Annotated in this window: 10 protein-coding genes; all 10 read left to right on the top strand. The window is 74.5% G+C overall.

The genetic code is table 11. The features are described 5' to 3' along the window. Positions 1-165 precede the first annotated feature (165 nt). On the top strand, positions 166-1,863 hold the full coding sequence (locus ACL02R_RS18055; protein ID WP_412797968.1) for a CTP synthase: 1,698 nt from the start codon (positions 166-168) through the stop codon (positions 1,861-1,863). 5 nt (positions 1,864-1,868) lie between these two features. Further along, entirely contained in the window at positions 1,869-2,516 is a 648-nt protein-coding gene (locus ACL02R_RS18050; RefSeq protein ID WP_412797949.1) for an NUDIX domain-containing protein, read from the top strand. A 57-nt stretch (positions 2,517-2,573) separates the two neighbouring features. Then, on the top strand, positions 2,574-4,676 hold the full coding sequence (locus tag ACL02R_RS18045) for an AAA family ATPase (protein ID WP_412797948.1): 2,103 nt from the start codon (positions 2,574-2,576) through the stop codon (positions 4,674-4,676). Between the two features lie 134 nt (positions 4,677-4,810). Next, the gene (gene ald, locus ACL02R_RS18040; RefSeq protein WP_412797947.1) at positions 4,811-5,926 is read left to right on the top strand and encodes an alanine dehydrogenase; all 1,116 of its coding nucleotides are present in this window, start codon (positions 4,811-4,813) and stop codon (positions 5,924-5,926) included. A 521-nt stretch (positions 5,927-6,447) separates the two neighbouring features. Beyond that, a complete protein-coding gene (locus tag ACL02R_RS18035; protein ID WP_398844392.1) occupies positions 6,448-7,440 on the top strand; it encodes a ParA family protein in 993 nt (330 codons plus the stop codon). After that, positions 7,437-8,057 (top strand): hypothetical protein, encoded by a 621-nt coding sequence (locus ACL02R_RS18030; protein WP_412797967.1) that lies wholly within the window; start codon positions 7,437-7,439, stop codon positions 8,055-8,057. The genes ACL02R_RS18035 and ACL02R_RS18030 overlap by 4 nt, the downstream gene beginning before the upstream one ends. Positions 8,058-9,309: 1,252 nt before the next feature. Beyond that, positions 9,310-10,203: a segregation and condensation protein A gene (locus tag ACL02R_RS18025; RefSeq protein ID WP_412797946.1), complete on the top strand. Its 894-nt coding sequence runs from the start codon at positions 9,310-9,312 to the stop codon at positions 10,201-10,203. Continuing rightward, positions 10,200-10,877, top strand: coding sequence for an SMC-Scp complex subunit ScpB (gene scpB, locus ACL02R_RS18020; protein WP_412797945.1), 678 nt, complete (start codon positions 10,200-10,202; stop codon positions 10,875-10,877). Before ACL02R_RS18025 ends, scpB begins: the two co-directional genes overlap by 4 nt. Next, a complete protein-coding gene (locus ACL02R_RS18015) occupies positions 10,877-11,920 on the top strand; it encodes a pseudouridine synthase (protein WP_412797944.1) in 1,044 nt (347 codons plus the stop codon). The genes scpB and ACL02R_RS18015 overlap by 1 nt, the downstream gene beginning before the upstream one ends. After that, on the top strand, positions 11,921-13,006 hold the full coding sequence (locus ACL02R_RS18010; protein WP_412797943.1) for a prephenate dehydrogenase: 1,086 nt from the start codon (positions 11,921-11,923) through the stop codon (positions 13,004-13,006). It abuts the gene before it with no gap. Positions 13,007-13,080: the final 74 nt, after the last annotated feature.

Here is a 13,080-nt window from a genome sequence, read left to right as displayed (position 1 = left end):
CCGCGCCGCCGCCCGCTCCCGTCCGCTGTTACCCTGGTAGCCCGTGGACCGGAGGGCAGCCGAACCCCCGACATCCAGCGACGGCACCCACCCCGATGCGAGGCACCGCCTCCGCCGGGCGCTGTCACGCATCCGACCTCGCGACCACGGGAGCTCCCTTTGGCCATTCCGCCCAGCACCACGACGACCAAGCACATCTTCGTCACCGGCGGGGTCGCCTCCTCGCTCGGCAAGGGGCTCACCGCGTCCAGTCTCGGAGCGCTCCTGAAGGCGCGCGGCCTGCGGGTCACCATGCAGAAGCTGGACCCGTACCTGAACGTCGATCCCGGCACGATGAACCCCTTCCAGCACGGCGAGGTGTTCGTCACCGACGACGGCGCGGAGACCGACCTCGACATCGGCCACTACGAGCGCTTCCTCGACGTGGACCTCGACGGGTCCGCCAACGTCACGACCGGGCAGGTCTACTCGACCGTGATCGCCAAGGAGCGGCGCGGCGAGTACCTGGGCGACACCGTGCAGGTCATCCCGCACATCACCAATGAGATCAAGCACCGCATCCGCCGCGTGGCGGGCGACGACGTGGACGTCGTCATCACCGAGGTCGGCGGCACGGTCGGCGACATCGAGTCGCTCCCGTTCCTGGAGTCCGTGCGCCAGGTGCGGCACGAGGTGGGGCGGGACAACGTCTTCGTCGTCCACATCTCCCTCCTGCCCTACATCGGCCCCTCGGGCGAGCTGAAGACCAAGCCGACGCAGCACTCCGTCGCGGCGCTGCGCAGCATCGGCATCCAGCCGGACGCGATCGTGCTGCGCGCCGACCGCGAGGTCCCGACGGCCATCAAGCGCAAGATCTCGCTGATGTGCGACGTGGACGAGGCCGCAGTCGTCGCCGCGATCGACGCGAAGTCGATCTACGACATCCCGAAGGTCCTGCACGGCGAGGGCCTCGACGCGTACGTGGTGCGCCGCCTCGACCTGCCGTTCCGCGACGTCAACTGGACGCAGTGGAACGACCTGCTGCGCCGCGTCCACCACCCGGAGCACGACGTGACGGTCGCGCTCGTCGGCAAGTACATCGACCTGCCCGACGCGTACCTCTCCGTCACCGAGGCCCTGCGCGCGGGCGGCTTCGCGAACAACGCGCGGGTCCGCGTCAAGTGGGTCACCTCCGACGACTGCCGCACCGCGTCCGGCGCCGCCGAGCAGCTCGGCGACGTGGACGCGATCTGCGTCCCCGGCGGCTTCGGCGAGCGCGGCGTGGAGGGCAAGATCTCCACGATCCGCTTCGCCAGGGAGAACCGCGTCCCGCTGCTCGGGCTGTGCCTGGGCCTCCAGTGCATCGTCATCGAGGCCGCGCGCCACCTCGCGGGCATCGAGACGGCGGGCTCCACCGAGTTCGACCAGGGCACCCCGCACCCGGTCATCTCGACCATGGAGGAGCAGCTGGACATCGTCGGCGGCGAGGGCGACATGGGCGGCACGATGCGCCTGGGCATGTACCCGGCGCGGCTCGCCGAGGGCTCGATCGTGCGCGAGGTGTACGGCGGCGCCGAGACCGTCGAGGAGCGGCACCGCCACCGGTACGAGGTGAACAACGCCTACCGCGCCGAGCTGGAGAAGGCCGGCCTGCTCTTCTCCGGCACGTCGCCCGACAACCAGCTCGTGGAGTACGTCGAGTATCCGCGCGAGGTCCACCCGTACCTGGTCGCCACCCAGGCGCACCCGGAGCTGCGCTCGCGCCCGACGCGTCCGCACCCGCTGTTCGCCGGGCTGATCGGCGCGGCGGTGGCCGCGCGCGGCACCGGGCCGGGCGCCACGCCGGGCGGGGGCGCGCAGGGCGCCGGGGGCGTAGGAGACTGACTGCCATGACCGAGCAGACCGGCGACTTCCTCGCCGACACACCGGCACACTGGTCCGTCACCGTCACGGAGACCCCTTTCACCGGCGCCAAGACCAGCGTCCGCGCCGACGAGGTGGTGATGCCCGACGGCTCCGCCGCCCGCCGCGACTACCAGGTGCACCCGGGGTCGGTGGCCGTGCTCGCCCTGGGGGACGACGACGAGGTCGTCGTCCTGGAGCAGTACCGCCACCCCGTGCGGCACAAGCTCTGGGAGATCCCCGCGGGACTCCTCGACGTGCCGGGCGAGAACCCGCTGCACGCCGCGCAGCGCGAGCTGTACGAGGAGGCGTACGTCAAGGCGGACGAGTGGCACGTCCTGGCCGACGTCTACACGTCGCCGGGCGGCTCCGACGAGGCGGTGCGGATCTTCCTCGCGACCGGGCTGTCCGACGCGACGGGCGAGCGGTTCGCCGCCACCGAGGAGGAGGCCGACATGCGGCTCGCCCGCGTGCCGCTCGGCGACCTGGTCAGGGCGGTCCTCGACGGCCGCCTGCACAACACCTGCCTCGCCGTCGGCGTGCTCGCCCTCCAGGCGGCGCGCGCCGCCGACGGCGGCCTGGCGTCGCTGCGCCCGGCGAACGCTCCCTGGCCGGCCCGCCCGTTCACCGCCTGACGTGCCCTGACGTGTCCTGACCGGCCCGCGCGGGGACCGTGGCATACGCTCGGGCCCGTGACGGACGTGACGCACCAGACAGTCACCGAAGGGCCACCGGCGCCCGAGTTCCTGGGCCGCCGCCGCGAGCTGGCGGCGCTGCGCTCCGACATCGCACGGGCCGGTCTCGACACCCTCGCGGGGCGCCCCGCACCCCGCTGCCGCGTCCTGCTGATCGCCGGCCGGCCCGGCACCGGCCGCACGGCGCTCGCGGGCAAGTTCGCCCGCGAGCTGGCCGCCGACGGCGACCACCCGGACGGGGTGCTCCACGTCCGCCTCACCGATCCCGGCGGCGCCGCCGTCCCCACCGGGCGCGCCGCCCGTGCGCTGCTCGACGCCCTGGGCGAGGCGGCCCCGCCCGGCGCGGACGACGCCGAACTGAGCGACACCCTCCGCGACGCGCTCCAGGAGCGGCGCGCCGTCCTCGTCCTCGACGACGTGCACGACGGCGCGCAGCTCGCCGACCTCGTCCCCGACAGCCGTGACTGCCTCGTCGTCGCCGTCGCGCGCGGCCCGCTGACCGGCGTGCCCGACGTACGCCCCTGCACGCTCGGCGGGCTCGACCGGCAGACGTCCGTACGGCTGCTGGCCAGGGGCGCGGGCCCCGTCCGCATCACCGTGGACCCCACCGCCGCCGAGAGCCTGGCCGAGGAGTGCGCCGACCTGCCCGCCGCCCTCGTGCTGGCGGCCGGGTGGCTCGGCGCCCACCCGGAGGCGACGGTCGCGGACGCGCTGCACCGCATGCGCACCGACCACATGGGCCCGCTCCTGGCCGCGGCGGAACGCCCCGCGGAGGGCGGAGAAGAGGAGGACGACGACGGCGCGGCGGCGGACGCGGGCCTCGCGGACGGGCCGCTGCGCCGCGCGTTCGGACTCGTCCACGCCTCCCTGCCCGCACCGGCCGCCCGGCTCCTGCGCCTGCTCACCCTCGCGCCCGCGGGACCCGTGGACGCCCACACCGCCGCCGCACTCGCGGGCTGCCCGGTGCAGGCCGCACGCGCGGCACTCGCCGAGTTCGCCACGCTCGGCCTGCTGCGCGCCGCGCCGGAACCGGGCCAGTACGTCCTGCCCGCCTGCTTCGAGACGCTCCTGCACACCCTCGTCCGCACCCAGGAACGCCCGGCCGAGGTCGTCCTCGCCCGCGCCCGGACGCTCGAACGGACGGTACGCCGCCTCCGCGCCGCCGAGGCCGTCACCGAGCCGCCAGGATCCGCCGCCAGACGCTGGCTCTCCGGGCTCCCGGCCGCGCTCCGCTTCGAGACCGGGGAGGCCGCCGCCGGCTGGCTCGACGCGCGGCGCGGCGCGCTCCTCGCCGCCGCCCGGCTGGCCGTCGCGGACGGCGGGCTCGACACGCTCGCCCGGCGCCTGCTCTCCGCCCTCACCCACGCCCTCGTCGCGCACCGGGGCGCAGGGGGCGCGGCCCGCGAGCTGTACGAGCTGCACGGTCTCGTCGTCGAGGTCGCCACCCGGCAGCGCCTGCCGCGCGAACTGGCCGCCGCACACCTCAACCTGGGGGACATCGACGCGCGGGCGGGCCGCCACACCGCCGCGCTCGCCCGTTACCGCGCGGCGCTCGACGCCGCCAGGGACGAACGCGACCAGGCCGACACCGCCACCCTCGGCCGGGCGCTCGAATCGATCGGCGACACCTACACCGAACTGCGCGACCGCCAGCGGGCCGCCGACTGGTACGGCCGCGCCCTGACGCTGGCCCAGTCACGCGGTGACCTGGACGGAACGGCCCGGCTGCACGCCCGCGTCGGCGCGGCCCTCGCCTGCGCCGAGGAGTGGACGGACGCCCTGCGCGCCTGGCGCGCGGCGGGCGCGGCGCACCGGCGGCGCGGCGACGTGCCCGCGCAGGCACGCGCGCTCGCCGAGGCGGCACGCGTCCTGGAGCACGCCGGCCGGACGCGGGACGCGGAACGCATGGCGACGGACGCGCTGCGCCTCGCCGTCCGCGCCGGTGACACGCGGCTCCAGGCGGCGCTGCGCCTGCGGCTCGCGGAGTACGCGGACCGGCAGGGCGACACCCCGGGCGCGGACCGGCACCGGGCGGCGGCCGACGCGCTCCTGACGCACGACGCCTCCCTGCTGCCCGAGGCCACAACTTTCGAAACATAGCCACTACGTCGCACATGCTGACTGAAAGCAAGGCTGGACAACCTCAGCTCCTTCAATAAACTGGTCGAAGCGGCGCTGGCTGGCAGTGCTCCCGAAGCTACACACGCTTCACAAGCCGAGGAACGTGATCCCCCATGAAGGTCGGCATCCCCCGCGAGGTCAAGAACAACGAGTTCCGCGTCGCCATCACCCCCGCCGGTGTGCACGAACTCGTCACGGCAGGGCACGAGGTGACCGTCGAACGCGGCGCCGGCGTCGGCTCCGCCATCCCCGACGACGAGTACACCGCCGCGGGCGCCACGCTGCTGCCCACCGCCGACGACGTCTGGGGCGGCGCCGACCTCGTGCTCAAGGTCAAGGAGCCCGTCGCCGAGGAGTACCACCGCCTGCGCAAGGACCAGGTGCTCTTCACCTACCTGCACCTCGCCGCGTCCCGGGAGTGCACGGACGCGCTGCTCGCCTCCGGCACGACCGCCATCGCGTACGAGACCGTCGAGACGCCGGGACGCGCGCTCCCGCTGCTCGCCCCGATGTCCGAGGTCGCGGGCCGGATCGCCCCGCAGGTCGGCGCGTACCACCTGATGCGCTCCGCGGGCGGCCGCGGCGTGCTGCCCGGCGGCGTCCCGGGCACCCCGGCCGGGCGCGCCGTCGTCATCGGCGGCGGCGTCTCGGGCTTCAACGCGACGCAGATCGCCGTCGGGATGGGCTTCCACGTGACGCTCCTCGACACCGACGCCGCCCGGCTGCGCGAGGCCGACCGCATCTTCGGCACGCGCGTGCAGACCGCCGCCTCCAACGCGTACGCGCTGGAGCGCGCAGTCCTCGACGCCGACCTCGTCGTCGGCGCGGTCCTCGTGCCGGGCGCCCGCGCGCCGAAGCTGGTCTCCGACGGCCTGGTGTCACGGATGAAGCCGGGGAGTGTCCTTGTCGACATCGCGATCGACCAGGGCGGCTGCTTCGAGGGGTCGCGTCCCACGACCCACGCCGAACCCACCTTCCGCGTCCACGAGTCGGTGTTCTACTGCGTGGCCAACATGCCGGGCGTCGTCCCGAGCACCTCGACCTGGGCGCTGACCAACGCGACCCTCCCCTACATCTCCCGCCTCGCCCGGCACGGCTGGCGCGACGCCCTGCGGCACGACCCGGCGCTCGCGCTCGGGCTCAACGTGCACGAGAGGGAGGTCGTCTCGGGGCCGGTCGCCGAGGCCCACGGTCTGCCGCACGCCGAACTCCGTTCCGTGCTCGCCTGACCGGGCGGACACGCCGGTCAACTCCCGGCGTCAACATCGGGAATGTCACACGCTGCGTCGGCGCCGCGCCGCCCGTTCCGCCGCGGGTCGGCTTCCGGCCACTCCCCGGCGGGGTGTCAACTCGCGGCGAAGATGGCCCTTTGACCGATTCGCCCACCGGAGAAACGTCCCACTGGCGAGCCTTGTGCGGTTGACAGGCGAATGTTCGACGGCCGACACATCCGTGCCGGTCCGGCGGATTGTGTTGCTGTCGACCGCCGACACGCCATAGAGTCGCCAATCGTCGGCATGGTGCAACGCTGACTCTGTCCAGATGTTTCCTGGTCCCCAAGGAGGTAAGACGACTTGTGAATGAGTCGACAATTACTCCCGGGGGAGGACACCCAGGGGTCCAGGCCGGGCGCCACGGCGCCGCGGATCACACGGGCCTGGGCTCCGTCGCCGTCCATACCTTCGCAACCCACCAGAGCCAACCGAGCATGACTGCGCATCAGAGCACGGACAGCCATGTGACCACGCCCATGGCAGCGGACCGCACGGCCGGCGACGCCGACCGTTTCCCCGACTACGAAGAGCTGCCCGACGGGCAGTTCTACGACCCCGACGCCGAGTACGAGCCCGACCCCGAGTACGCGGCCACCATCGCGCCCGACGCGGCGCGCCAGCGGCGCGAGCGCATCGGCCCCACCGGCCGCCCGCTCCCGTACTTCCCGATCCCGGGACCGCTCACCGAGCGCGGCCCGGCCAAGATCATCGCCATGTGCAACCAGAAGGGCGGCGTCGGCAAGACCACCTCCGCCATCAACCTGGGTGCCGCGCTCGCCGAGTACGGACGCCGCGTCCTGCTCGTGGACTTCGACCCGCAGGGCGCCCTCTCGGTCGGCCTCGGCGTCAACCCGATGGAACTCGACCTCACCATCTACAACCTGCTGATGGAGCGGGGGATGGCGCCCGACGAGGTGCTCCTCAAGACCGCCGTCGCCGGGATGGACCTGCTGCCGAGCAACATCGACCTGTCCGCCGCCGAGGTCCAGCTCGTCAGCGAGGTCGCCCGCGAGTCCACGCTCCAGCGCGCCCTGCAACCGCTGCTCGCCGACTACGACTTCATCATCATCGACTGCCAGCCGTCCCTCGGCCTGCTCACGGTGAACGCGCTCACCGCCGCGGACAAGGTGATCGTGCCGCTGGAGTGCGAGTTCTTCGCGCTGCGCGGCGTCGCGCTGCTCACCGAGACCATCGAGAAGGTCCAGGAGCGGCTCAACCCCGGCCTGCACCTCGACGGCATCCTGGCGACGATGTACGACTCGCGCACGGTCCACAGCCGCGAGGTGCTCGCGCGCGTCGTCGAGGCGTTCGACGACAACGTGTACCACACCGTCATCGGCCGCACCGTCCGCTTCCCCGAGACGACGGTGGCCGGCGAGCCCATCACCACTTACGCGTCCAACTCCGTCGGCGCCGCCGCCTACCGCCAGCTCGCAAGGGAGGTGCTCGCCCGGTGCCACGCCGAGTGAGTCTCCCGGCGGCTGACGAACTCTTCCGTACCACCGGTGGGGCCGCCGTGCAGCCCTCGACCCCGCACGACGGCGGCGGGGCGCAGGACAACGGTGCCACCCCACGGCTGCCCGCCCCCGCGGCCGAGCAGCAGTCCGCCGCCGCTCCCGGCGGCGAGGAGACCGCGGGCGGCACGGCGGAGGACTCCCGCAGGGGCCGGCCCGCCGCCGACCGGGCGCCCGGGGGCGGCGGCCCCCAGGCGCGCCAGCAGCGCGAACCGGCCGCCCCCGCCCCGGCGGGCGGCGGCGCGTCCGGGCCGCCCAAGCAGACGAGGGGCGGCGCCGGGTCCGGCGCGGCCCAGAACGCCCAGGGCGCTCAGAGCGCCCAGTCATCGGCTCGCCGTGGCCGCGCCGCGCGCCGCCCGAGCGGGCGGGAGCGGCACGACGAGAAGATCACGGTCTACGTCTCCGCCGAGGAACTGATGGACCTCGAACACGCGCGTCTCGTCCTGCGCGGCGAGCACGGCCTCGCGGTGGACCGCGGCCGCATCGTCAGGGAGGCCGTCGCGGTCGTCCTGGCCGACCTTGAGTCGCGTGGCGACGCGAGCATCCTCGTGCGCCGCCTGCGCGGTCGCTGACGTCCGCTTCGCCCGATACGGCGCGGTAGTCTGCCCCGCGATGACCCCGCCCGCCCCCGATCCCCGCCGCCGCCGTTCCCTCGGCCTCGGCCCGGGAACGGCGCCGCCCACGCAGCCGCACACCGAGCCGGAGGCCGTACCGCCCCCGCCCCGGACGGAAGACGCCGCGCACCCCCTGCCGCCCCCGGAGACCGGGACGGACGAGCCGTCCGCCGCCACTCCGCCGAGCACGGCCCTCTCCCGCGCGGGAGACGACGCCTCCGCCCCGGGGACCGCGCACCCGACGACGCCCGCCGAGGCGCCTGGCCGCTCCGACACGGGTTCGGGCGACACCGTCGCCGTCCCTTCGGGCAGGCGCGGCGATGCGGCGGATGCCGTCACCGCGGAGGAGTCGCCCGAGGACGCGCCCTCCGGTGCGGGTGCGGACCTGTCCTGGGCAGACGGCGCACGCGATGCCGCGTACTCCCCGTCGCCTTCCGACACCGCGGCGGAAGGGGCGAGCGATTCCGGGGAGTTGCCTGGAGGTGCGCAGGGCGGTGAGTGTCCTGTGCCGTCCGCCGCCGTCGTTCCGGGCGGACGCGCTGATGCGCGCACGGCCTCGCCTCGTGCGGACGGTGGCGCACTCGACCGCCCCGATGAGGCCGACAGCGCCGGAGACCGATCGGAAGGCGCGGGGGAGTCAGGCGGCAGCGCGCATACCGGCGTGCGACCCGATGCCGGGGGCGACGCACGCGACGCCGCGTGGCCGCCGACATCTTCCGCCACAACGTCGGACGGGCCGAGCGCCTCGGAGGAGTCGCCCGGAGGCGTGCGAGGCGGTGAGCGCCCCGTGCGGTCCGCCGCCATGCTCTCCGGCGGACGCGCCGATGCCGCAAACGCCGTCACGGCGGGGGAGCCGTCCGAGGGTACGGGGGCCAGCGTGCGTTCCGGTGCGGGTGTCGGCTCGTCCCGGGCGGGCGATGCACGCGATGCCGCGTACTCCCTGATGCCTTCCGGTGACGCGGCGGACGGGGTCGGCGCTTCTGAAGAGTCGTCCGCAGGTACGCGGACCGGTGAGCGTCCTGTGGCGTCTGCCACTGTCCTTTCGGGTGGACGTGCCGATGCAGGGGGTGCCGGCACGTCCGAAGGCACGCGGATTCCCTCGGGCAGGCGTGCCGGTGAGGGCCCGGCCCCGGCGCGGGCGGCCGCTGAGGCGGCGGACGGGCCGGACGCCGCACCGCCCCGGCCCAGGACCGAGGACGCCGGGGAAGCCGTGGAGGCCCCGCCGCGCCCCGCCGTTCCCGCCCAGGCGGGCCCGACCGATGCGCTCCCGTCCGGCGAACAGCCCGACGACGGCCGGTTCAAGGTCGTCCTGGAGAACTTCGAAGGCCCCTTCGACCTGCTCCTCCAGCTCATCTCGCGGCACAAGATGGACGTCACCGAGGTGGCGCTCTCCCGCGTCACCGACGACTTCATGGCGCACATCCGCGCCATGGGCCCCGACTGGGACCTCGACCAGACCACCGAGTTCCTCGTCGTCGCCGCGACCCTCCTCGACCTCAAGGCCGCGCGGCTCCTGCCCACCGCCGAGGTGGAGGACGAGGGGGACCTCGCGCTCCTCGAAGCGCGCGACCTGCTCTTCGCCCGCCTCCTCCAGTACCGCGCGTACAAGAAGGTGGCCGGCATCCTCGCGGACCGCCTCGCCGCCGAGGCACTCCGCCGCCCCCGCACGGTCGGCCTCGAACCGCACCACGCCGAGCTGCTCCCCGAGGTCGTCATCCGCCTCGGCCCCGAGGGCTTCGCCCGCCTCGCCGTCAAGGCCATGCAGCCGAAGCCCAGGCCCCAGGTGTACGTCGACCACATCCACGCGCCGCTGGTCAGCGTCCGCGAGCAGGCGGACATCGTCATCGGCCGCCTGCGCGAGGCGGGCGAGGCGACGTTCGCCGAGCTGACCAGGGACGCCCCCGACACCCTCACCGTCGTCGCCCGCTTCCTCGCGCTCCTGGAGCTGTACCGGGAGCGGGCCGTCGCCCTCGACCAGGACGAGGCGCTCGGCCCCCTGCTCGTCCGCTGGAGCGGTACGGCGGCGGGGGACCGGCCGCTGGTCACGGACGAGTTCGACCAGGAGACCGCGGTGCCCGCCGAAGGGAAGGACGCGCAGGAATGACCGCAGACACCGCAGACACCGCAGACACCGAAGCCACCGGGACCGCCGCGCCCCCGGACGGCCCCGCCGCGCTGCCGCTGCGCCCGGCGCTCGAAGCCGTCCTCATGGTCGTGGACGAGCCCGCCACCGAGGAGCACCTCGCGAAGGTCCTCGGCCGCCCCCGGCGCGCCGTGGCCGCCGCCCTGCGCGAGCTGGCCGACGAGTACACCGCCCAGGAGCGCGGCTTCGAGCTGCGGCAGGTGGCGGGCGGCTGGCGGTTCTACGCGCGCCCCGCGTACGCCCCGGCCGTCGAGGGCTTCGTCCTGGACGGCCAGCACGCCCGCCTCACCCAGGCCGCGCTGGAGACGCTCGCGGTCGTCGCGTACCGCCAGCCGGTGAGCCGTTCCCGCGTGTCCGCCATCCGGGGAGTCAACTGCGACGGCGTCATGCGCACCCTGCTCCAGCGGGGGCTGGTGGCCGAGGCGGGCACCGAACCCGAAACAGGTGCGATCCTGTATGGGACGACGCACTACTTCCTGGAGCGGATGGGCCTGCGCGGCCTGGACGAACTGCCCGAGCTCGCCCCTTTCCTCCCGGAGGCCGACCAGGTCGAGGGCGAGAGCCGGGAGGGCGTGCCGTCGTTCAGCGTGGATGCAGATGCAGACGACAGCGGCGACTCACCGACGGATCATTGATGCGAAGCAGCGGCAGGAACAACAACCGGAACTACCGGGGCGCGGGCAACGACCGCGACGACCGGCGGCAGGGGGCGGGCCGCCCCCGCCCCGAGGAGCGCCGCCACGGCCAGGGCCAGTCCGGCGCCGGGCGGCCGGGGGCCGCCCAGGGCGGGGGCAAGGGCCAGGGCCAGGGCAGGGGTCAGGGCCAGGGCAGGGGTCAGGGCAAGCGCCGTCCCGCCGCGCCGGCGCGCTCCCGCGAGTACGAGGCGCTGCTGGAGGACCGCAACCGCGAGCGGCACGCAGGGCCCGCCGCGAAGCTGCCGAAGACCTTCGGCGACCAGGAGGGCGAGCGGCTCCAGAAGGTCCTCGCCCGCGCCGGCCTCGGCTCGCGGCGCGCCTGCGAGGAGCTGATCGAGCAGCGCCGCGTGGAGGTCAACGGCAAGGTCGTCACGGAGCAGGGCCGCCGTGTGGACGTCGAGAAGGACGAGATCAAGGTGGACGGCCTGACGGTCGCCGCGCAGTCGTACCTCTTCTTCGCCCTCAACAAGCCGGCGGGCGTCGTCTCCTCCATGGAGGACCCCGAGGGCCGCCAGTGCCTGGGCGACTACGTGCAGAACCGCGAGACGCGGCTCTTCCACGTCGGGCGGCTCGACACCGAGACCGAGGGCATCATCCTGCTCACCAACCACGGCGAGCTGGCCCACCGCCTGACGCACCCCCGGTACGGCGTCACCAAGACCTACCTGGCCGCCATCCGCGGGCCCATCCCGCGCGACCTGGGCAAGCAGCTCAAGGAGGGCATCCAGCTGGAGGACGGCTACGCCCGCGCCGACCACTTCCGCGTGGTCGAGAACACGGGCCGCGACTACCTCGTCGAGGTCGTCCTGCACGAGGGCCGCAAGCACATCGTGCGCCGCATGCTCGCCGAGGCCGGTTTCCCCGTGGACAAGCTCGTCCGCACGCACTTCGGCCCGATCGCGCTCGGCGACCAGAAATCGGGCTGGCTGCGCCGCATGACCCACACCGAGGTCGGCCGGCTCATGAAGGAGGTCGGTCTGTAGATGCGCACCGCACTCGTCGTCGGGACCGGCCTCATCGGCACGTCCGTGGCGCTCGCGCTGTCCGCGCGCGGTGTCCGGGTGCACCTGGAGGACCACGACCCCGACCAGCCGAAGACGGCCGCCGCCCTGGGCGCGGGGACGGACGAGCCGCCCGCCGGACCGGTGGACCTGGCCGTCGTCGCCGTCCCCCCGGCCCACATCGCCAGGACCCTCGCCGCGCTCCAGAAGCGCGGCGCGGCCCGCGGCTACGTGGACGTGGGCAGCGTCAAGGGAGGCCCGCGCCGCGAGCTGGCCGACCTCGGCGGCGACCTGGACAGCTACCTCGGCACGCACCCGATGTCGGGCAAGGAGCGGTCCGGGCCGCTCGCCGCGACCGCCGACCTCTTCGAGGGCAGGCCCTGGGTCCTGACCCCGACGCCAGGCACCGACACCGAGGTGCTGAACCTGGCGCTGGAACTCGTCGCGCTCTGCCGCGCCGTCCCCGTCGTGATGGACGCCGACGCGCACGACCGCGCCGTCGCCCTCGTCTCCCACACGCCGCAGCTGGTCTCCAGCCTGGTCGCGGCGCGGCTGGAGAACGCGGCCGAGTCCGCCGTCCGGCTGAGCGGGCAGGGCCTGCGGGACGTCACCCGCGTCGCCGCGTCCGACCCCCGGATGTGGCTCGACATCCTCAGCAGCAACCCGGGACCGGTCGCCGACGTGCTCGCCGAGGTGGCCGCCGACCTGGAGGAGGCCGTACGGGCGCTGCGGGCCCTGGAGTCCGCCGACGACGCGAAGCGCGACGCCGGGTTCGCCGCCGTCGAGGAGCTGCTGCGGCGCGGCCGCGCCGGGCAGGACCGCGTCCCGGGCAAGCACGGCGCGGCGCCCGCCGCGTACGAGACCGTCGCCGTCCACATCAGCGACCGGCCCGGCGAGCTGGCCAGGATCTTCGCGGACGCGGGCAGCGCGGGCGTCAACGTGGAGGACGTCCGTATCGAGCACGCCACCGGGCAGCAGGCCGGTCTCGTGCAGCTCATGGTGGAGCCCACGGCGGCCCCCGGGCTCATCGCCGCCCTGCGGCAGCGGGGCTGGCCTATCCGGCAGTAGGGCTCCGCGGCGGGACCGGTACCCTTCTTCCCCGGGGGCGGCCGGTCCCGTCCCCGCCGCGCTGTCTGGCGCAG

The organism is Streptomyces sp. MS19 (assembly GCF_047200595.1).
GTDB lineage: Bacteria > Actinomycetota > Actinomycetes > Streptomycetales > Streptomycetaceae > Streptomyces.
This window is presented reverse-complemented; position numbering and strand designations above follow the sequence as displayed.

Excerpts from the sequence above, each read along its gene's own strand:
- scpB (WP_412797945.1), top strand. The coding sequence starts at position 10,200 with ATGACCGCAGACACCGCAGACACCGCAGACACCGAAGCCACCGGGACC.
- ACL02R_RS18035 (WP_398844392.1), top strand. The coding sequence starts at position 6,448 with ATGGCAGCGGACCGCACGGCCGGCGACGCCGACCGTTTCCCCGACTAC.
- ald (WP_412797947.1), top strand. The coding sequence starts at position 4,811 with ATGAAGGTCGGCATCCCCCGCGAGGTCAAGAACAACGAGTTCCGCGTC.
- ACL02R_RS18010 (WP_412797943.1), top strand. The coding sequence starts at position 11,921 with ATGCGCACCGCACTCGTCGTCGGGACCGGCCTCATCGGCACGTCCGTG.
- ACL02R_RS18050 (WP_412797949.1), top strand. The coding sequence starts at position 1,869 with ATGACCGAGCAGACCGGCGACTTCCTCGCCGACACACCGGCACACTGG.
- ACL02R_RS18015 (WP_412797944.1), top strand. The coding sequence starts at position 10,877 with ATGCGAAGCAGCGGCAGGAACAACAACCGGAACTACCGGGGCGCGGGC.